17 protein-coding genes are annotated in these 20893 nt (G+C 46.0%); 2 read left to right on the plus strand and 15 right to left on the minus strand.

Annotated elements, in window-relative coordinates; translation table 11 throughout:
- Window positions 1-212: 212 nt before the first annotated feature.
- Window positions 213-1238, plus strand: a complete 1026-nt coding sequence (pta, locus tag HRI96_RS07880) for a phosphate acetyltransferase (protein WP_210116837.1) — start codon at window positions 213-215, stop codon at window positions 1236-1238.
- A gap of 55 nt (window positions 1239-1293) precedes the next feature.
- Here the strand turns inward: pta and HRI96_RS07885 are convergent, their stop codons facing one another.
- Window positions 1294-1467 carry a hypothetical protein gene (locus HRI96_RS07885; protein ID WP_210116838.1) on the minus strand — a complete coding sequence of 58 codons (174 nt, stop codon included), beginning with the start codon at window positions 1465-1467 and terminating at the stop codon, window positions 1294-1296.
- Between the two features lie 55 nt (window positions 1468-1522).
- Between HRI96_RS07885 and HRI96_RS07890 the strand changes: the two genes are divergently transcribed.
- The gene (locus HRI96_RS07890; protein ID WP_210116839.1) at window positions 1523-4141 is read left to right on the plus strand and encodes a helicase-related protein; all 2619 of its coding nucleotides are present in this window, start codon (window positions 1523-1525) and stop codon (window positions 4139-4141) included.
- A 45-nt stretch (window positions 4142-4186) separates the two neighbouring features.
- On the opposite strand, the gene HRI96_RS07895 is transcribed toward HRI96_RS07890, so the two are convergent.
- The 14 genes from HRI96_RS07895 to rpmB form a co-directional block, all read right to left on the minus strand.
- Window positions 4187-5887, minus strand: coding sequence for a HEAT repeat domain-containing protein (locus HRI96_RS07895; protein ID WP_210116840.1), 1701 nt, complete (start codon window positions 5885-5887; stop codon window positions 4187-4189).
- A gap of 26 nt (window positions 5888-5913) precedes the next feature.
- A complete protein-coding gene (gene tgt / locus HRI96_RS07900) occupies window positions 5914-7056 on the minus strand; it encodes a tRNA guanosine(34) transglycosylase Tgt (RefSeq protein WP_210116841.1) in 1143 nt (380 codons plus the stop codon).
- A 56-nt stretch (window positions 7057-7112) separates the two neighbouring features.
- Complete coding sequence (locus tag HRI96_RS07905; protein ID WP_210116842.1) at window positions 7113-8189, minus strand: LptF/LptG family permease; 1077 nt, start codon at window positions 8187-8189, stop codon at window positions 7113-7115.
- Entirely contained in the window at window positions 8186-9403 is a 1218-nt protein-coding gene (locus tag HRI96_RS07910; protein ID WP_210116843.1) for an LptF/LptG family permease, read from the minus strand. The genes HRI96_RS07905 and HRI96_RS07910 overlap by 4 nt, the downstream gene beginning before the upstream one ends.
- A 57-nt stretch (window positions 9404-9460) precedes the next feature.
- The gene (gene dut, locus HRI96_RS07915; RefSeq protein WP_210116844.1) at window positions 9461-9919 is read right to left on the minus strand and encodes a dUTP diphosphatase; all 459 of its coding nucleotides are present in this window, start codon (window positions 9917-9919) and stop codon (window positions 9461-9463) included.
- A gap of 162 nt (window positions 9920-10081) precedes the next feature.
- The gene (pnp, locus tag HRI96_RS07920) at window positions 10082-12181 is read right to left on the minus strand and encodes a polyribonucleotide nucleotidyltransferase (protein WP_210116845.1); all 2100 of its coding nucleotides are present in this window, start codon (window positions 12179-12181) and stop codon (window positions 10082-10084) included.
- A gap of 232 nt (window positions 12182-12413) precedes the next feature.
- Complete coding sequence (gene rpsO / locus HRI96_RS07925) at window positions 12414-12683, minus strand: 30S ribosomal protein S15 (protein ID WP_210116846.1); 270 nt, start codon at window positions 12681-12683, stop codon at window positions 12414-12416.
- Window positions 12684-12711: 28 nt separating this feature from the next.
- Window positions 12712-13548, minus strand: a complete 837-nt coding sequence (locus HRI96_RS07930) for an FAD synthetase family protein (protein ID WP_210116847.1) — start codon at window positions 13546-13548, stop codon at window positions 12712-12714.
- 282 nt (window positions 13549-13830) lie between these two features.
- Window positions 13831-15006: a tRNA pseudouridine(55) synthase TruB gene (gene truB, locus HRI96_RS07935; RefSeq protein WP_210116848.1), complete on the minus strand. Its 1176-nt coding sequence runs from the start codon at window positions 15004-15006 to the stop codon at window positions 13831-13833.
- Window positions 14972-15352: a 30S ribosome-binding factor RbfA gene (rbfA, locus tag HRI96_RS07940; RefSeq protein ID WP_210116849.1), complete on the minus strand. Its 381-nt coding sequence runs from the start codon at window positions 15350-15352 to the stop codon at window positions 14972-14974. The genes truB and rbfA overlap by 35 nt, the downstream gene beginning before the upstream one ends.
- A gap of 6 nt (window positions 15353-15358) precedes the next feature.
- Entirely contained in the window at window positions 15359-18172 is a 2814-nt protein-coding gene (infB, locus tag HRI96_RS07945; protein WP_210116850.1) for a translation initiation factor IF-2, read from the minus strand.
- Between the two features lie 53 nt (window positions 18173-18225).
- Window positions 18226-19695 (minus strand): transcription termination factor NusA, encoded by a 1470-nt coding sequence (gene nusA, locus HRI96_RS07950; RefSeq protein WP_210116851.1) that lies wholly within the window; start codon window positions 19693-19695, stop codon window positions 18226-18228.
- A 22-nt stretch (window positions 19696-19717) separates the two neighbouring features.
- Window positions 19718-20230, minus strand: coding sequence for an LSm family protein (locus HRI96_RS07955; RefSeq protein WP_256729189.1), 513 nt, complete (start codon window positions 20228-20230; stop codon window positions 19718-19720).
- 392 nt (window positions 20231-20622) lie between these two features.
- The gene (gene rpmB, locus HRI96_RS07960) at window positions 20623-20814 is read right to left on the minus strand and encodes a 50S ribosomal protein L28 (RefSeq protein ID WP_016525919.1); all 192 of its coding nucleotides are present in this window, start codon (window positions 20812-20814) and stop codon (window positions 20623-20625) included.
- Window positions 20815-20893: the final 79 nt, after the last annotated feature.

A 20893-nucleotide genomic window follows, 5' to 3' on the forward strand; every position in this document is an offset into this window, starting at 1 on the left:
AGCTGCCGGAAACAAAGGGTTTTATTGCTTTTATATTATTAATTTTTTTAATACTGCAAAACAATTTTCCTGTGCGGTTGCAAAAAGAGCTCACAGACATTATTATAAAGTCAGCACTGATTATCCGAACGTGAATAAAGCGGCGTTTCCCGCTGGGCGACGGCAATCCGTCCGATTGCTTGCAAATAAAAGTTATTTTTCGAGGGTTTGTTATGAATTTTGTTGAAGAGATGAAAAAGAAGGCGCGCGAATACAAGAATTTTTTGGTATTGCCGGAAGGAACGGAACCCCGCACCGTTGTTGCAGCTGCAAAAATCGTTGAAGAAAAACTTGCGGGAAAACTCACCCTGCTCGGTAAAAAAGCAGACGTTGAAAAAGTTGCAAAAGACAAGGGCGTTTCTTTGGAAGGAATTACGATAGTGGATCCTTCGTCTTCTGAATGGATCGATGATTTTGCCCAAGAGTATTTTGATCTCAGAAAGAAGAAGGTTGACGAAAAAGGCAATCCGCTTATGCCGCTTGAAAAGGCTCGCATTGAAATTCAGGATCCTATGCGTTTCGGCGCGATGATGGTAAGAAAAGGATTTGCGGACACTATGGTTTCGGGAGCGCTTTCTTCCACCGCAGACATGCTCCGCGCAGGGCTTACGATCATTAAAACCGCCCCAGGAACAAAGACGGCGTCTTCCTGCTTTGTGATAGACACGCACGACAAAAAATGGGGACATGAAGGCCTTATGATCTTCGGCGATTGCGCGGTAAATCCCGATCCCGATGCGGAGCAGCTTGCCGATATTGCAATTTCTTCGGCAAAATCCTGCAAAGATCTGCTCGGCGTCGAGCCGGCTGTCGCAATGCTCTCTTTTTCGACAAAGGGTTCGGCAAAAAGCCCTTCCGTGGAAAAAGTTCAGAACGCTCTGAAAACCGTAAAAGAAAAGGCGCCTTCGCTTTTGGTTGACGGGGAACTGCAGGCGGATGCGGCTCTTATCCCTTCGGTTACGGCGCAAAAGGCTCCCGGATCTCCGATTGAAGGAAAAGTAAACACTATGATCTTTCCCGATCTAAACGCAGGAAACATAGGCTATAAACTCGTGCAGCGGCTGGCGCACGCAGACGCTTACGGCCCCGTCCTTCAGGGCTTTGCAAAACCTATTTCAGACCTTTCACGCGGATGTTCTTCCGAAGATATCGTAGTCACCTGTGCGATCACGATGGTACAGGCGGGTAAAAAGAATTAAAGGTTCCTTAAAATGCGGAGTATCGAAAAGACTTCATATTCTATTCGGCCAAATATCAAGTTTTGAAAATATCTGCTAGTAATACAATGCTTTCGGCGAGAACGTCGTTCGCTACGCTCACGGTAAATGCCGCGGTCGAGCTTTTTGAGAGAAATTCTTTAAGCATAACGCTCGAAGCGTCACGCAGCCGGAATCTCGCCTTGAGCATATCGTTTTCAAAACTCGCCATTCAGTTAACACACTAAAAGCGGCATAAACGAGTAAACGACTTAAGGAAAAACAATATGGCGGTAAATATCAGGCAAGATTATACAAAACTTCCCGTCTATGCGCAAAAGCAGCGCATATTGGACACTCTCGCGCAAAATCAGGTGATCGTAGTTCAAAGTCCAACAGGTTCCGGTAAAACCACGCAGATTCCCGTAATACTGCACGAAGCGGGTTATTCTTCAAACGGAATGATAGCCGTAACTCAGCCGCGCCGCATAGCCGCCCTTTCGGTAAGCGAATTTATTGCCAAACAGCTCAACACCAAATTCCCCGGGCTTGTGGGTTACAAAATGCGCTTTGAGGACAAGACGGACAATACCACCCTCATAAAGATCATGACCGACGGAATTCTCTTGCAGGAAATGAAACTGGATCCGTGGCTAAGCAAGTATTCGGTGATCATGGTAGACGAAGCGCACGAAAGAAGTCTTAACATAGACTTTGTTCTGGGACTTTTAAAACGCATATTGACCGAACGGAAAGATTTTAAAGTCGTAGTGTCTTCGGCGACAATGAACGCGGAAGCGTTTTCAAATTATTTTGACGGATGTCCTATCGTGACTATAGACACGATTACATATCCCGTTACGATCGTGTATGATCCGCCGGCAATTCCCGCAAGCACTCTTACGCTCACCGCGACGGAAGCGCTTCTTGAAAAGATTTCCGTGATAATAGACAGGATCCTGGCCAATCGCAGCGGCGGCGACATCCTTATCTTTTTGCCCGGCGAAAAGGTAATAAAAGACTGCATGCAAAAACTTTATCACTCGCCATTCAGAAATAAAATTCACATCATTCCGTTATACGGGAGGCTTCCTAAAGAAGATCAGGAAAAAGTCTTTGAAAACGCTCCGTTCGGCAAAAAAAAGGTGGTAATTTCCACAAACATTGCGGAAACTTCCGTCACAATCGCAGGAATAACGTCCGTGATAGACTCAGGACTTGCGAAACTGAACTATTACAGCCCCAAGACCTTCACTTCGAGCTTGCAGGAAACGCCCGTTTCAAAAGCGTCATGCAATCAGCGGCGGGGACGCGCAGGCCGTACAGGGGAAGGAACGTGCTACCGACTTTATCCGCGCAAGGATTTCGATACGAGGGAAACATACACCCTTGAAGAAATTTATCGCACCGATTTGAGCGAAGTCGTACTCAGAATGGCTGAACTCGGAATCACCGATTTTGAATCTTTCGATTTTATATCTCCGCCGGGAAAAGAAGGAATAATAGGCGCAGTAGAAACCCTCAACATGCTTAAAGCCCTTGACGGCGACAATACCCTTTCTCCCGTAGGCAAGCTTATGGTCCAATTTCCGCTAGAACCGAGGATCAGCCGCATAATAGTGGAATCGCTTATGTACTATCCCGACGTAACGGAACAGGTTCTTGTCGCGGCGGCTTTTTTGTCCGCTCAGTCTCCCTTTGTCCTTCCGCCGGGACAAGAGATGGACGCACGGCAGGCCCACCACGCCTTTCGCGATATACAGGGAGATTTTGTGACATATTTAAAAGTCTATTCTCTTTATATCGCGCAGAATAAGAACGACCGAGAAAAATTTTGCGAAAAACACTTTCTTGACGCAAAGGTGATGGCTGAAATAGAAAACATTGACCTTCAGCTTACCCAGATCGTAAGCGACATGGGCTTTCCCGTCTCTTCGTCCGGATCCCTTGACGATTATCTATGCTGCATAGGAGCGGGAATGATCCAATTTATATGCATACGCGACGGAAAAGAAAACTACAGAAGCCTTACGGCGGAACACATCACAATACACCCCGGATCGTGTATGTTCAGAAAGGATCCTCTTTACATAGTCGCCGGAGAGATTGTGCGAACAAGCAGAATGTTCGCAATGAGCGTGTCGCCTCTTACATCCGCTCTTTTAAAACGAATAGGTCAAGACCTTGAAGAAAAACTCATCGGAATACGAAAGAGACGCGTCAGAGGCGAAGATCGCGAAGCGGCGAAGGGAAAAAGCTTTGAAGTTATGCAAAGTGCAATTGCAGGAAGCGCAAACTCCCGGCGGCACAATAAAACCGAAAAAGACGAGGACATCGTCCGCTTCGGAGGCAAATCCTTTTCGCTTCAGAAGATCAAAGGCAAAAAAACATTGTTTCTTCCGTGGGACGTATTCAAATTTGCCGCAAAGGCCGAACAGGACAAAAATCTTTTAAAACAGATATACGGCCTGCGCGGTAAGATCGTTTTCGGCAACGGATATGAACTGCTTTCAGGCGAAAAAATGGAATTGATTTTTAAACTTGCAAAGGCGCTTGACCTTACGCCCGTAGACGAAGGACGTCAATGGAACAGAAAATTCAACATCAATATCAACGAAGACGGCGGAATCACAAAACTGACACAGACTCTTGACTATGTGCTTAAAGTAACTGCCGCAAAAACAAAAAGCAAGGAGATGGGATTCATAGGCCTTTTTACGGACGGGAACGGCACTTACTGGTTTAAAGTTTCGCGCGGATTTTCAACAGCCTTGAACGAAAGTCTTTCTTCGCTCGAAGTCCTCATAGATGAAATAAACAGCGGCGGCGATGTTTTAAAACTCTCGGATTCGCAAAAAGAAAAGATAAACATGCTTTACAGAAGCCTTAGCGATCTTTACGATTAGAATCTTTAAGCAAGCGCGCGGTCTTTTTATATCGCGGCAGCCGCTCTAGTCATCCAAATTTAATATCTTTCTCGCCTTTGTTTTAACGGCGGATTTTTTTTCGCTTTCGGCGATCGTTCGGACGATCTCATCCGAGCCGGAGTAGCGGCCTATCGCATACAGGTCAAGCCCTATTCCGCGTGTTAAAACGTCGTCGGATTCCAAGTATAACTTGCAGATTTCGGCAAATTGCGGGCGGAGGTTCTCTTCGGCTGCGTACTTTACGAATTGCTTTCCGAGCGAATAACGAAGCTGCTTACGCGTATTGTCTTTTATTACGCTCTTCGCCAGATCTAAAATCTCGTTTGCGACGCTTTTTTTGTGCTTCATAAGGGCGTCGGAAGCCAAAGCCTTAGTGCCGTCGCCTGTTTTTTTGTCGGTCAGAAGTTCCGTTAAAAATTTGTTGCCTTCAGAGGTTTCAAGCTTCGCGATGACAGGGTAAGAAGCCTTTTTTACCGCAGCTTCAGGATCGTTTTTTGCGCGGTATATGAGAGAAGGAGAAGCTTCCGTTATATCCAATTTTTCGATTCCGGCGATCGCTTCAAGGCGCACCTTATAATACGGATCGCGCAAGGCTTCGAGGAATACGTCTTTTACCTTGTCTTTTTTATAATTGGAAAGTCCTTTTAAAGCGTAGATGCGCAGGTTCGGATCCCTGTCTTCGAAAAGTTCCTTTAGAATGGGAAGAGATTCTTCTTTTTGCATGGCGCCTATGGATTCTGCGGCATAACAGCGCACAAATACGTTTTCATCTTCATTTTCAACTATGTCCGCAAGTGTCTGCCATGTTTCTACGGCTCTTATGCTCCCCAACACCTTCATAAGAGTTTGACGCTGAGCCACGCTTAAGTCTTCCCGTTCAAGATACTGCGCCAAAACAGCGGCTTCTTCATTTCCGCCTATCGCGCCGATTGTCGTAAGCGCATTGTTAAAATAGGTTTCGTTGTCGTTTTCAAGGACTGCCATAACTGCGGGGATCGCAGCCTTGGACTTTACGGCGGCCGCATATTTAAAGACCGACGAAACGAGATCGGAATTTTCATCATAGGGATCGTTTAAAATATCGACGGCGTAATCTTCAAGGCAAGGATCTTCAAGACCTGCAAAATAATCAAGAATCGCGATCCTTATTCTGTCGCTCTTTGTGGTATAAAACAGGTCATACAGATCGTCTGTAAAACGCGGATCGTCGTTTGACGAAAGTTCTTCTACGAGCTTTACTATATCGGTTTCGATTCCGTACTTTATTGTGTCTTTCTTATCGTTTACAGCGTCTTTTCCTACGTCTTTTTGCTGTGCAATTTTAACTTTTTCGCCGTCCGGCTTTCGAGGACGTTTTTTTGCGGGGATTTTTGAAGGGCCGCCTGAAACGGAATTTTCAGATTCGGGCGTATCGGTGGAAAGCGCCGCGCTGTCGGCCGCACTACCGGAAGACGTACTCTCGGATACTGCGCTGCCGGAAGGCATGCCGGATGACACATCGCCGGAAGTCTCGCTGCCGGCAGGCGACACACTATTTTGATCCGCACCTTGATCTGCGGGCTCGGCGCCGGCGGAAGCTGCATTCCCAGACGTTGCGCTGTTTGAAGGCGGCGCGTTGTCCGGAGCCAATGCACTGTCAGACACCGCGCTGCCGGAATCCTGAGAAAACGCAAACCAAACCGATAAAAGCGCCGAAACCGCCGCTATGATTCTTTTATTTAACATAATTCAATTTCTTTTTATAAAATCCATTATAGGACATTACCGCTTCCGAATCCAGCAAGAAAATCCTTACGATACTGGTCAAAGCGGTTTTCGCTGATAGCGTCCCGTATTTCATTCATCATATTATTTAAAAAATAAAGATTATGATAAGTTGCCAGCATGGAACCCAGTATTTCCTTTGTTTTAAAAAGATGGCGCAAATAGGCGCGGCTGTAATTGCGGCATACCTTGCATTTACATTTACCGTCCAACGGCGAAAAATCGCGGGCGTATCTTTCCTGCTTTATCGAAAGCATTCCTTCGTGCGTAAAGTAGGAACCGTTACGCGCGTTGCGGGTGGGAAGAACACAATCGAACATATCGACTCCGTCGGCTACGGCTTCAAGTATGTATTCGGGCGTTCCGATTCCCATAACGTATTTAGGCTTAGATTGAGGCAAAAAGCGAACCGTATGCTGCAAAAAATGCGCAAACTGCTCAGACGGCTCGCCGACGGAAAGCCCTCCGATAGCGATTCCCTGCAAATCTTCAAAATTCGAAACGAATTCTGCGCTTCTTTTGCGTAAATCTTCAAAAAAATTCCCTTGAACTATGGGGAATAAAATTCCCTCATAACCTGACTCGCGTTTTTTTATCCATTCGCTTCTCGCCCTTTCAAGCCAGCGGGAAGTTATTTCAAGCGCTTTTTCGGATTCTTCTCTGCCGGCGTCCCAGCCCGTGCAAACGTCAAGCTGCATTTGAATGTCGCTGTTATACTGTGTTTGAATGTCGACTACACTTTCAGGCGTAAAAAACTTTTTTGAACCGTCTATGTGGCTTGAAAACGTCACTCCTTCCGATGAAATTTTTCTGATCTTGGAAAGCGAAAAAACTTGAAATCCCCCCGAATCCGTCAAAAAATTTCGCCGCCAGCCTGAAAAACCGTGCAGTCCTCCCGCGCTTTCGATCAAATCCGGCCCAGGCCGCAAAAAAAGATGGTAGGTATTAGCCAAGATCAAGTCAAAACCTATTTCTTCAAGATCGTCTTTAGAAATCGCTTTTACGGTAGCGTTGGTTCCCACTGGCATAAAGACGGGAGTTTTGACGGTTCCGTGAGGAAGATTTAAAACGCCGCAGCGTTCATTTCCGTTCGATACGGAGGCGGAGGACGTTATTTCAAAAAAAGCCATATAAACTCCTAAAGCCGGCCGATCCAAAAAATCAAATATACCGGCGGAACGTCAATTTAAGTCCGCGAATATTTCAGCAAAACGGCGCTTAAAATCACAAATAAAAACACGGGAAACCACGCTCCCAAAAGAGGAGGTATGTAACCGAATTTTGCAAGCAGCATGGTGATCATCTGCGTTACATAGAACAGAACCGCAGCGCCTATGCACAAAAACAGACTTACAAGAAGAACGTTTTTTCGTGTTTTTCCGGAAAGTCCTACGGACAAAAATACTACGATAAATACGATAAAAGGAAACGCAAATTTTTTATAATAAACAGACCTCGCCTCCGCCGACGGCAGGCCTGTCCGTTTAAGATGCGCCAGATATTGGCGGGCTTCGCGTGTGTTTACTTCTTCCATAGAAACGGTATTGTTTCTGAACGTTTCTGGAGGTTCGGTAAGGCGCCTTTCAATTCCTTCTTCTATAGGAACGATTTTCATGCCGTCGTCAAAAACCTTGTATTCCACCGCCGACTGCAATTGCCACCTTTGTTCAAAACCGTCCCACAACGCCGAATCCGCGGCGATAACACAGTCCGGCGTCCTGTCTTCGTTGCGCAAAACCAAATAAAGCTTATAAAGCTGCTGCCGGCCGTCGTCATAAAAATCCGCCTTATAAACTATGCGCCCGTAGTCCGAAAGAACGACGATTCTTGCGTTGCTCTTGGACTTATCTGCTTTTAAAACTTCGTTTTGAAGCTCAACTTTTTTTGCATAAAACGGAGCGGCTATACGGTCTTCAAAGAAAAACAATGAAAAACTCAATATTAGCGACAAAATCAAAAGAGGAAACGTAAATCTTCTGAGAGAAATACCTGAGGCAAATATCACAGTGAGTTCGTTATTGGCATAGAGGTCGCTTAAAACATAGGACGAAGCGAATAAAACCGCCGCCGGAACCGCATACCATACGGTCTTCGGCGCATAAAACAGCATTATCCGCAAAACATCCGGCAAGGCTGCCTGGTTTAAGATGAATTTCCATAAATTCATGAGCAGATCAACGAGCAAGAGCGCAAATGAAAAAAATAAGGCAGCCCCTATAAAAACGGACAAAAACCGCCTGTAAAGATACAAAACAAGTTTCATTTTCGTATCATACCTATGTAAAACAAGGATCCTGCAGCGGCTATTATTATATTCGGAATCCACATGCTGATAAATCCGCCGTGTCCGCTCCTCGAAGAAAAAATTTGACCGAGGATCATGACAGCCCAGTAAAACACCGAAATAAAAATTCCTATTATCAGCCCTATAGTCTGCCCGTTGTGCTTTCCGAAAATTATCGCAAGCGGAACGGCCAGCAAAGCAAAAAACAACGAGCCGAACGGCATCGAAAACTTTTTATTGTATTCTAAAACATACTGATTAAGCACTTTTTCAGGCGTGTTTTCGTCTTTTTTCATTTCGGAAATACGGCGAAAAAGATCGAAAGAAGTCATTTCTCTTGGATTTATGCCGCTCGGCTGATCGAAAAACGAAGATTCGAAAATATTCAAATCAACGGAGCGCGCTTTAAGCGTGTCGTAAGAAACCCTGTCCGCCTTATCCAAAAGCAATGCAAACGCATTGTCCATAGATATCTGCATGACGACGCCCCGCTGCCGCGATTTTATTACGGAAGAATGTCCGGAAACTATGATCCTCTGATCGCCGTTCCTGTCAGTGTCGAATAAAATCAAATCCGAAATATCAGTGCCGCTTACGCCGCCGATTATGAGCGTAGAATCGTTAGTCCTTTTAATGGAATGAGGCTCGATTTCAACGGAAGGGTTTGACTGAAGGATGTTCCTGTAAAGCCGTAAATAGTTTATAGTGCCCAAGGGCAAAAGATAATCGTTTACAAAAAAAGATACTACTGAAATTATAAGACCGAGCGATAAGACCGGCGCCAAAATTTTTTTATAGCCCAGTCCCGAAGCGCGAATGATGAGTATTTCGTTGGAACTCATCATTCGTCCTATGCACATCAAAAATCCTACAAGCGTGGCAAAGGGCGCGGACTGAGCGATTATAAACGGAAGGCAATATGTGACAAGCAGTATGACGTCCCCTACAGGAACTCTTTTTTGCAGAATATTTTCCGCCAAAAGCAATATCTGGTTTACGAAAAAAACCATAAAGAAAAACAAGAATGAAACAAAAAAATACAGCAAAAGTTCTCCGGCAAAATATCGTCCTATGGTATTGTCGGACAAAATATTCAAAGATCCGGGTAAAAATATCTTTCTAAAAAAATAAATCAGAGCGCTTATAAAATTTTCAATAGCACCTTCGATTTTTTTCAAACGTTTTTCAAACATAATCACATGAGCATAATCATATAACAGGGCAAAACTTACGCAAGGAAATCGGAAAAATCAAACGCCGGTAGAACCGAATCCGTTTTGCCCGCGGTCGGTGTCGTCCAAAAAGGTTACCGTTTTAAAATCCGCTTTAACGACGGGCGCAACGACAAATTGCGCTATACGGTCTTTATCTTTGACCGTAAACGGCTCCTTTCCCAAATTTATAAGGATTATTTTTATCTCTCCGCGATAGTCGCTGTCGATCGTGCCCGGAGTGTTTAACAGTGTAACTCCGTTTTTGGCTGCAAGTCCCGAACGCGGCCTTACCTGTATTTCATAGCCTTCCGGTATAGCGCAGCTTAAGCCCGTAGGGATCAGCTTATATTCTCCGGGCGCTAGGACTACAGGCTCTTTTAAGCAGGCGTAAACATCGGCTCCCGAAGCGCCTTCGCTCTTATACTCAGGCAGCTTGGCGGAACCTTCAAGAACAAAAGGAATAATCGTTTTTCGATCCGCTTTTTTTTCGGCCATCTGCAGCTCCTGATCTTTCGCCTAAACTCGACGGGCTGCCGAAAAAGCAACAGACTTTCAAGACAGCCCTTGAACCTTACTCATACATACACCGATAGGTAATCGTGCGAAAGCCTTTACACGCCTATCCTGCGTTAATTGCGGAACAGGCGACATTCGGTTTTATTTTTTTTCCTGCGCTTCAACGGCGTCGATATAAGAAAGATTGAGGCGCCCCATTTTATCCACTTCAAGGAGTTTTACAGGGATTTGCTGACCTTCTTTCAATACGTCGCTCACCTTATTTACGCGCGAGCGCGAAAGTTTGGAAATATGGCACAGACCTTCTTTGCCGGGGAGAATTTCAACAAAGGCTCCGAAATCCATAAGACGCTTTACGGTGCCGTTGTAAATAGCGCCGACTTCAGGATCTTCGGTAATTCCTTTTACGGCTTTCTTTGCCCTCTCGGCGGCGTCACCGGTTTTGCCGTAGATCGTTACGGTTCCGTCGTCTTCCGTATTGATAGTAACGTCGTAATCCGCGCACAAGGCTTTTATGTTTTTTCCTGCAGGACCTATGAGAACTCCTATTTTGTCGATCGGGATTTTCATAGAAAGTATTTTAGGAGCGAACTGGCTTATGGGCGCCGGTTTGTCAATACATTTTTCCATTATCGAAAGAATATGCAAGCGTCCTTCCTTTGCCTGCTCCATAGCCTTTTTCATTATTTCAGTCGTAACGCCGGCTATCTTAATGTCCATCTGGAACCCTGTTATGCCGTCCTTCGTTCCGGCAACTTTAAAGTCCATGTCGCCTAAGTGATCTTCTTCTCCGAGAATGTCGGAAAGGATCTTATATTTTTCATATTTCGGCCCGTCGGTAATCAAGCCCATAGCGATACCGGCTACCATTTTTTTCATCGGAACTCCGGCGGCGAGCATGGAAAGACAGCCGCCGCAAGTGGAAGCCTGTGAAGACGAACCGTTGGATTCCATAATTTCTGAAACCACGCGGATGGTATAAGGGAATTCTTCGCGGGAAGGCACCATGGGAGCCAATGAACGGCGCGCCAAATTTCCGTGCCCGATTTCGCGGCGTCCCGTAGCAAGACGTCCGACTTCTCCTACCGAATACGGCGGGAAATTATAATGCAGAATAAAATTTTCGCTCCTGTCGCCGTCAATATCGTCATAGATCTGCTCGTCGAGCGCCGTCCCCAAAGTAGTAACGGCCAAAGACTGAGTTTCGCCGCGCGTAAACAAAGCCGAGCCGTGCGGACGGGGAAGCACGCCGATTTCACAGGTGATAGGACGAATTTCATCGCATTTACGGCCGTCTATGCGCACGCCTTCGTCGAGTATGGATTTTCGTAAAAGTTTGTACTGAATATCGTCAAACAGCGCATCGAACAATTTTTTTTGCACAGGATCTTCAAGCTGGGCGGCATATTTTTCCGATATCTGCTTTTTTACGGCCTTTACGGCAGCGCTTCTGGCCATTTTGCCGCTTTTAAAGCTTGCTTCTTTTACAAGGGGAGTAGCTTCATTTTCAATTTCAGCGGCATTCTGTAACGTTACGTCAAGAGGAGCAAGCGGAAGTTTTTCTTTTCCGGCCTTTTTCTGCAATTCTTCCTGCAGACGGCACATTTGAGTAATAAATTCCTGCGCTTTTTCCAGCGCACCGAGCATAACATCTTCCGAAGCCTCGTGAGCGCCGCCTTCGACCATTGTAAAGCCTTCCGCGGTTCCGGCTACAACAATTTCGAGCTTTGCCTTTTCAATCTGCTGGAACGTAGGATTTACAACATACTCCCCGTCTATATAGGCTACGCGGCATGCGGCGACCGGTCCGTGAAAAGGAATGTCGGAGATGGTAACCGCCGCAGACGAAGCAATGACTGCAAGGATATCGGGCGTATGAACGCCGTCAGTCGAAACACACGTAGGGACTATTTGAATTTCGCGTCCGAACGCCATTTCAAAAAGAGGGCGCATGGGGCGGTCTATGAGACGGGAAACAAGAATTTCCTTATCCTTAGGACGGCCTTCACGCTTTACGAAGCCTCCGGGAATTTTACCCGCAGCATAAAATTTTTCATTGTAATCTACGGTAACAGGGACATAATCCATCCCCTCCGTTACCGTGCCGGAAGCACATACGGTCGCTATTACGGCCGTTCCTGAAAATTGAGCGTAAACGCAGCCGTTAGCCTGTTTACCGATCTTTCCCGTCTCAAGGATGAGTTCTTCATCACCGATCTTATATGTAACTCTTTGTACCATTATTTCCTTCTAATTCTTTATATTCTTTAAAATGTGACAGCCGAACAAAACACCGATTTCGAAGACTGTTCACTCTTGCGCATCTTTACTACATCCGATCAACACCCCGGCCGCAGATCCGAAAAGAAGTTTCAAGCGTCGCCGAAGTATTAATCCCTTTGCACAAATAAAAACACAAAAAAAGCCTGAGAACGCGGAGGCCGCATGTTCAACAGGCTTTCTATAAACAAACCTATTTGCGCAAATTCAAATCTTTTATAAGTTCTCGATAAACTTCAAGATTGCGTCTTTCAAGATATTTGAGCATGCTTCTCCGCTGCCCGACAAGCTTCATCATACTGCGCTTGGCTCCCGAATCCTTTGGAAAGCGCTGCACATGGGCAGTAAGCTGTTTGATCCGTTCGGAAAGCAAAGCTACCTGAACCTTTGTGTTGCCGGTGTCGTTTTCTTTTGCACCGAATCTGCTGACGATAGCAGCAGAAGTTTCTTTTGTAAGTGCCATTAATATTCCTCTCTATAATGTCTCAATTTCACACGATAAATTCCATTGTCCGCACCGCAGAGATTTTTTTAGACGTCGGAATCTCTAGGCGAAGGGAACGAGTTTCCGCAATAAGTTTTGCCCTGCAGCCGTCTTGTCTCGAATACAACATTAATTTTACATCATATGTTCCTTTTGCAGGAAGCGCCTGTACGGCGGGCTTGGACGCAAACAAGAACACTGTGTCCTCCTTTTTTTCAACACGCCACTTAATATCCGAGCAATCGACTTTATAAGGCGCCGAAAGCATGTATTCTACGGAAATAAAATCTCCGTCCAAAATGCTTTGCCTTATCCGTGAAGAGCTCACCTTTTCGTTCCCGTACAGTACGGGAGGAACGGCTGTCGCAGTGTATCCGCTTTCTGCGGCATACTTGCAAATGTCGCCGATTCCCGTGGCGCCTCGATATCCGCAGCGAAAATCCTCGCCTTCGGCAAGAAATTTCATGTTAAGATATCTTTGCAAGAGCGAAAGAAAAACACGTCCTTCTATTTTACTAAAATCGTCGGAAAAGTCAATTACTACCGCAAAGCCAAGCCCTGCATTTTCAAAGGCTGAAAGACGCTGTGAAAGTGTTGAAATATCGCCTTGGTATTCTTCAGGATTTTTATATCCGGCCAAGGGGCGCGTGAACGTCAAAACTCCGGGGACAAGGCCTTCTTTTTTACGTGACAAAAGAGCTTCAAACAATTTTTTATGCCCGATATGAGGGCCGTCAAAACTGCCCACGGATACGGCCGTTCCGCATCCGGCGTTAAAAAAATCGGGAGGAGGACTTTTACCTTCTATCATTTTTAAAACATCGTTCCAAGTAATTACAGTCATTTATCAGTCCCTTGCTGTAAATATTCTTTTAGGCAAAATATTGAGTTTTGAAAACATCAGCCGGTAATACTATGCTTTCGGCGAGAACCCGTCCGCTTAGCCGCGGTCGAGCTTTTAGAGTAGAATTCTGTAAGCATAACGCTCGAAGCGTCACGCTGCCGGAACCTCGCCTCCGCACAATTTTATTAGTTTTCAAAACTCACCATTCAGTTAGCACACTAAAGGGTTGGAAAATTTCGAGTTTAGTAGAACTCGAAATTGAACCTTTTAGACTCAGGCCTTTTATGACGCAGGCTTCGAAATAAGACCATGCTGCCTAGGAACAACATACCCGTATGTCAGGCAGTTTTGTCCCATATCGCCGCTGCCGTGCCCTGCCGCCTCGACCGTGCCGCAAAAAACATCCGCTTCCGTAAAAACCGCAAACGAAGTTTCCCCGCCGTCGGACAGCGGCTCTCCGCAGATTTGATTAAAATCTTGAGCCGGTTTTTCAAACATCTCTTTTTTAAGCGGTCTGCCGTTATAAAAAGAATCTTCATATTCAGGCAAAATTTTTACCGGCACAAGACCGCAGCTTAAAGCAAGTTCCCCAGTCATGCCTTTAAGTTTTTCCGTTACCTCAAGCCGAAGTTCCGCGTCAGGATCGGCCGTATCGGCATGAGCGTTTTCAAGCGTTTTTTCGTTTTCAAGCACGCTCGCTATGCTGAAATCAGGCAAAAGAGAAAATCCTGCAGCGTCGGAAAGCGAAAAATTTCCCACCTTTGTGCGTAAAAGTCCCTTCAGGTGAGCCGCGCTTTTACAAAAAACGCCTATGTCGCGCGCAAGGCTTCTTATATAAGTTCCTTTTGAAACCTCAAACAATATGCGCGCATATAAAACCTTTTCATCGCCGCACAGATTTACCATGTCAGACCGCGCTTTATCGTCATCTTCGGCCTTAGTTCCAAAAATTTTTCCGTTTTCAAGTTTAACTTCAAGCAATTTGCATTTGTAAACCGAAACCGGTCGCAAAGGAATATCGGCGGGAATTCCCTTTCGGGCAAGATCGCTTGAGCGTTCGCCTTTTATGCGGATCGCGGAAAAAGCCGGCGGACTTTGCATAAAATTGCCCGTAAATGCGTCAAGCGCCGAATAAAGATCTGAAAGACTAGGGAGCGGCGCCTGTCTTATGATTTTCCCCGAAGGTTCCAATGTATCGGTCTCTTGTCCGAAACTTATAACGGCTTCGTAAGTTTTATCAAAAGAAGTTATTCGGGATGAAAGACGGGTAAGCTGACCGGTGCAGACTACAAGGAGCCCTGATGCAAAGCTGTCCAGAGTGCCCGTGTGTCCCACCTTTGACGTATTCAGCGCTTTTTTTATCGTGTACAGTGAAGAAAAACTTGTCTTACCGGGACGTTTGGCGAACAGAACGATCCCTGATTTATTTTCGATCGTCTTCTTTTGCGGAGCGCTCATCAGCTTCCAATTTTTCCAATTTTTTTATCATTTCAAAACCTTCTTTCATCGCAGTGTCTGCGACAAAGGTAAGTTTCGGGAACTGTCTTATCCTAAGTTTTTTTGCGATCGTAGACTGAATAAAACCCGCCGCGCTTTGAAGCCCTTCGACGCCGGTTTCAAGCTGCTGATCTGGAAGAAAACTCGAAACGCTCACCTTCGCGTATCCTAAGTCGCGGGAAACTTCTACGCGGTTGATCGTCAAAAAAGTAGAAACTCTGGGGTCTTTTATTTGCTGACGAAGGATAAGATTGGCAATTTCATCCCGCAGCTGTTCTCCCAATCTTATCAATCTGTATTCGCTCATATTATGCTACTCTGCTTCCTTTTCCGTTTTTGCGTTTTCACGTTTTGCTTCAGCATGCTTTGCCGTTTCCTGTTTGGCGGCGGCTTTTTTTGCCTTTGCAGCCGTCTTTTCCGCCGCTATTTGCTCTTTTTCCGCTTCCAAAGCGGCGGCCGCTTCGGCTTTCATTGCGGCGGCGCGTTCAACGGCCCGCTTTTCGGCGTCGGCTTTTTCATCTACGAGCGTGTCGCCGAGTTTTCTGGCAACTTCCACATATTCAAAGGCTTCAATCTGATCTCCGACTTTAATATCCTGCCAATCTTCAAGACCGAGACCGCATTCAAAACCCGTTTTTACTTCCTTGGCGTCGTCTTTAAAGCGCTTAAGAGACGTAACTTTTCCGGTATAAAGAACTATTCCGTCGCGGATAAGATTTACCATGCTCGAACGTTTTATGAGGCCGTCCGTAACGTAACAACCGGCAATAAGCCCGATCTTGGGCACTTTAAACGTGTTTCTCACTTCCAAAGTTCCGGTAATTTCTTCTTTAGTGTCAGGCTTAAGCATGCCTTCCATCGCAAGCGTAACTTCTTCTACAGCCTTGTAAATTATATTGTATTTACGGATATCCACCTTTTCCTGATCCGCAAGCAGTTTTGCCTTAGGCGTAGGCCGAACGTTAAATCCGATTATAAATGCGTTTGAATCGGCCGCAGCTAAAAGTACGTCGCTTTCGTTTATAGCTCCTGCGGAAGAATGAATAACCACGAGCCTTATATCTTTTGTGGAAAGTTTTTCCAATGACGCTTTAAGAGCTTCAGCGGAACCTTGAACGTCGGCCTTAATTACTACTTTGAGTTCTTTTACTTCGCTTGCGTCGATCGTCTGATACAGGTTGTCCAAAGTAACTTTTTTAACGGCCTTCGCGTCTTCAAAGCGTTTAAGTTCCTGCCGCTTGGAAGAAACGGAGCGGGCGTCTTTTTCGCTTTCCGTCACCTGGAACGGATCTCCCGCGTTGGGCATTTCTTCAAGACCCAAAACTTCAACCGGAGTGCTTGGCCCCGCTTCCTGAATGCGCTGCCCCAGATCGTTAAACATGGCGCGAACGCGTCCGGCGTAAATTCCTGCAACAAAAGAATCCCCCTGATGCAGAGTACCTTTTTGCACTATAACCGTAGCAACTATTCCTCTACCTTGGTCTACGCGGGATTCAATGATTTTTCCTTCGGCCCGGGTGTTGACGGGGGCTTTAAGCTCGAGAACTTCCGCTTGGAGCAAAACGGCTTCAAGCAGCTGATCGATTCCCTGTCCCTTTAAAGCGCTTATGGAAACAAACTGAGTGTCGCCTCCCCATTCTTCGGGAGTAAGCCCCTGTTCCGAAAGCTGGGTTTTTACGTGATCGGGATTCGCTTCGGGTTTATCGATCTTGTTCACTGCAACTATTATAGGAACCTTTGCGTCTTTTGCATGATGAATGGCTTCCAAAGTCTGCGGCATAACGCCGTCGTCGGCGGCCACTACCAACACGACAATGTCGGTTACCTGAGCTCCTCTGGCGCGCATCATCGTAAACGCTTCATGGCCGGGAGTGTCAAGGAACGTGATTTTTCCCTTAGGAGTCGAAACGGAATAAGCGCCTATGTGCTGCGTAATTCCGCCGAATTCTCCGGCGGCTACATTGGAATGCCGTATCGCGTCTAAAGTTTTAGTCTTACCGTGATCGACATGTCCCATAACAGTAACTATAGGAGGCCGAGGCAGCATATCCTCTTCGGAAATTTTTTCACTTTCGATTACCGTTTCGTCATATAAGCTTACAAGATGAACGTCGCATCCGTATTCGGAGGCAAGCAATGTCGCCGTATCGGAGTCTATGGACTGCGTTATGGTTACCATCATGCCCATAGCCATAAGCTTTGAAATAATTTCCGAAGCCTTTAAATTCATCTTTTTTGCAAGGTCGGAAACGGAAATGGTTTCCATTATGTCTATCTGCTTGGGAACTACGCTCGCCGGTGTTTCGGTTTTTTTCTTGTTGTCATATAAAGACGATTCGTCAAACAAATCTTCTCTATCTTTGCGGCTGTAAACCTGCTGTTTTTTGCCTTTAAAAGCTTTTTTTCCGGCAGAACGCACGTCCGGCATGGGAGCGGGTGCCGAATGAGAGGCGGGGCGCGAAGAAGTAAATCCCGGACGGGAATTCCCGTTAGGCCGTTGCCCGGTAAAACCCGGACGGCTTCCGGCAGTTCCGTTTCTGTAACCGCCTGGACGTCCCTGCCCCTGAGCGAACGGGGGCCGCCCCCCTGCGCCGCCGCGTCCTTGGTAGGCGCCCTGACTGTCTCGTTCACGGTTTTGATAGCCTTCGCGGGCTTGAGCTCCGGTAAAGCCTCCGTCGCGATGCTGGTAGTTATTGTTATACCCGCCCTGGTTATTCGAATAATTGTTGCGCGGGCCTCTGAATCCGCCGCCTCTGTAATCGTTGGGACGGGGATGATCGGAAAGATTTCCGGCCTTAACGTTCGGGCGGCGCGAACCGAATTCAAAAGAAGACGGCGCCTTTTTTTCTTCAGGCGCTAAAGTTTTATGTTCGGCGGGGGAAGGATGCACGGCGCCTGAACTTGCGGATTCGACCGCCTTTTGTGAAGGGATAGCGGACGGCACAACCTTTTTTACAGCAGAAATCTGTGCGTCGCGGTTTGATACCCCATTGGCGGGAGGACCCTTTTTTACGATGACCACACGCTTTTTTCCGGGCGTACCGGAAGAAGCCGGTTTTTCAGCGGCGGTATCGGTCTTTTTTTTATTTAATACAAATTCAGGTTTTTTAACAGACTCATCTGCCATATAGCTATCTATCCTCGCAAATAAACTTTCATAAAACCGCAACGCGGTTTTTTTTATTCAGCATCCTCTTTAAATTCAATCTCAACGCCGCAAGCAGGGCATTTTGTCATGCCGAAGGTTATTTTAGCTCCGCATTCGGGACATGAATATTCCTCTTCGTCTTCTTCTTCATCCGAGTGCTCCTGCGCGCCGCTTTCGGAAGGTGCTTCATCTTCATCTATGAATTCCACGGTATCATTTATGATTTTATTAACGGCGGCGATGCTTTCATCCGAAAGCCCTTCTACGGATTTTATGGAACCGTCTTCCACCGCGTTCATAAATTTTTCAATATCTTCAATACCCGCCGCATTAAGAATTTCAACGGTACGAGCGTCTATTCCCGGAAGTTCGGCAAGAGTCGTTATTTCATCGTATTCTTCTTCTACTCCGTCGCTGAACAGATTCTGAGCGGCCTTGCGCGTTTCGATTTCCGAAAGATCCATTTCGGCGGCCTGATCGACGGTTTTAACGTCTATGCTCCAATCGCAAAGCCTGTTAGCAAGGCGCACGTTTTGCCCCTGTTTTCCTATCGCAAGCGAAAACTGGCTGTCCTGAACTATAGCAAGCGCCTGTTTTTTCCCCTCGTCCAAAATAAGAACCCTGTCGACTTCCGCCGGGGACAGTGCGTTTTTAATAAAAACGGTAGGATCCGCATCGTATTTTAAAATGTCGATTTTTTCGCCGTACAGTTCACGGATGACGTTCTGAATACGAACGCCTTTTAGGCCTACGCAGGCGCCTACAGGATCGACGTCTTCCCGGTTTGAATACACCGCAATCTTCGTGCGATAACCCGCATCGCGCACAACCTTATATATTTCTACAGTCTTATCATAAACTTCGGGAACTTCAAGCTCAACGATGGAACGCACAAATTCAGGATCGCTCCTTGAAAGTACCAGCTGCAAACCCGTAGCGGTTCTCTTAAGATCGACGATTAGAGCTTTTATGCGGTCGTTTTTTTCATATTTTTCGCGCGGCGACTGATATTTGCCGGGGAGTATTCCTTCGACTTTGCCAAGATCGACATAGATGTTGCCGTTATGTTCTCTCTGATAATAGCCTATGATTATCTCGCCGATCTTTGTCTTATATTCGTTGTATAAATTATCCTTAAAACTTTCGCTCAAAGCCTGATGAGCCGTTTGTTTTCCCGTCGCAACGGCGGAGCGGTCAAATTTTTTGGGGTCTTCAAGGATATCGATTTCGTCTCCCACTTCACACTCGGGACTAAGTTTTAAAGCTTCTTCAAGTTCCATTTCCATGACTGGATCGTAAACGCCGTCTACGATAGTCTTACGAGAATAGATCGCGACATCCGACATGTCGTCCGCAAATTTGACGACGGCGTTGTCGGATGTTCCGTACGTGCGTTTATAAGCCGCTTTAAGCATGTTTTCAATGGTTAATTTGACAGATTCTTCGGAAATTCCTTTTTCCTGCGTCAACTGACGGATCGCTTCTGCCATTTCGGATGCCATATAAAGCCCCCTTTACAAATTTTTATAAGTGTATAAATTTAGCTTTCGCAATATCTTCAAACAAAACAGACTTTCGCGATGTTTTTTTTGAATCTTCCTGTTCCGTTTCCAAAGTTACCGAACGCTCGTCCGATCCTATGATCTTACCGCCTACCCAATCGGAAACGGTCTTGTCCCAGACGCGAACCTGTCTTCCCTTAAAAACGGCAAATTCGGCAGCGTTACGAATATTGCGCTCCATTCCCGGCGACGTGAGTTCCATGTAAGTGTTGTCGGTTCCCAAAAGCGCTTCCAGCCTCGGCAAAAGCGCATGATGCACTTTTGAGCAGTCGTTTATTCCTATGTCGTACTGAGGATCTTTTGCGGCGATTACCGCGACTATGTGAACCGATCCTCTTTGTGGAGTAACCTTGAGCTCTATGAGCTCATAGCCGAGTCCGTTTACCAAGGGAGCGCAGTCCGAATAATACGGAATAGTATTTAACGCCTTGTATTCCAATTTTTCACCTGAACATAAAAAAAGACCCGTTTGCACGAGTCCAGTTTAAAAGACTATCAAAATGTACGATTAGGAGTATAAAATATTTAAAAATAAAAGTCAAATTTTACACGATTTCCGTGCGATTTTACACATTGAAATCTGCGGAAAATGACATATACTATAGTAATGACAGAGAAACGCGCATATAAAAGCAGTACACCTTCTCACGAAAAAATGTACAAAAGCGCGGTAAAACGCTTGACACGCAGCATCGCGCCCAACACAATTTTTGCGGCAAGCGGCAAGCGACTGTCTGAAGACCGGCCGTCCGCGTACGGTTCCCAAGTTCTCCCGTATAAATTTAAACACGATTTTTTCTCAAAACACATTACGCATAAAGGCGCCGCTTGCCCTTATGCGCTTTTTTAATCATTTCAGACCGATGATTATACTTTTTTCGTAATGTAGCCGCTTCTGAGGCAGCGCGTGCAAAGTTTTAAAGTTGTGGTTGTACCGTCGATTTCGGTTTTAACTTCCACAATATTCGGTCTCCACGTGCGGCGCACATGGTTGTATGATTTACTCACTTTGTTTCCGCTCATAGAGCCTTTGCCGCAAATATCGCATCTTCTGGACATAAAAAACCACCTGTTTTCCAAACTCTTCAAATTATAAACTGTGAGTGTTAATTATAACGAAAGAAAAAAAATAAAGTCA

Source organism: Treponema parvum (genome assembly GCF_017893945.1).
Lineage (GTDB): Bacteria > Spirochaetota > Spirochaetia > Treponematales > Treponemataceae > Treponema_D > Treponema_D parvum_A.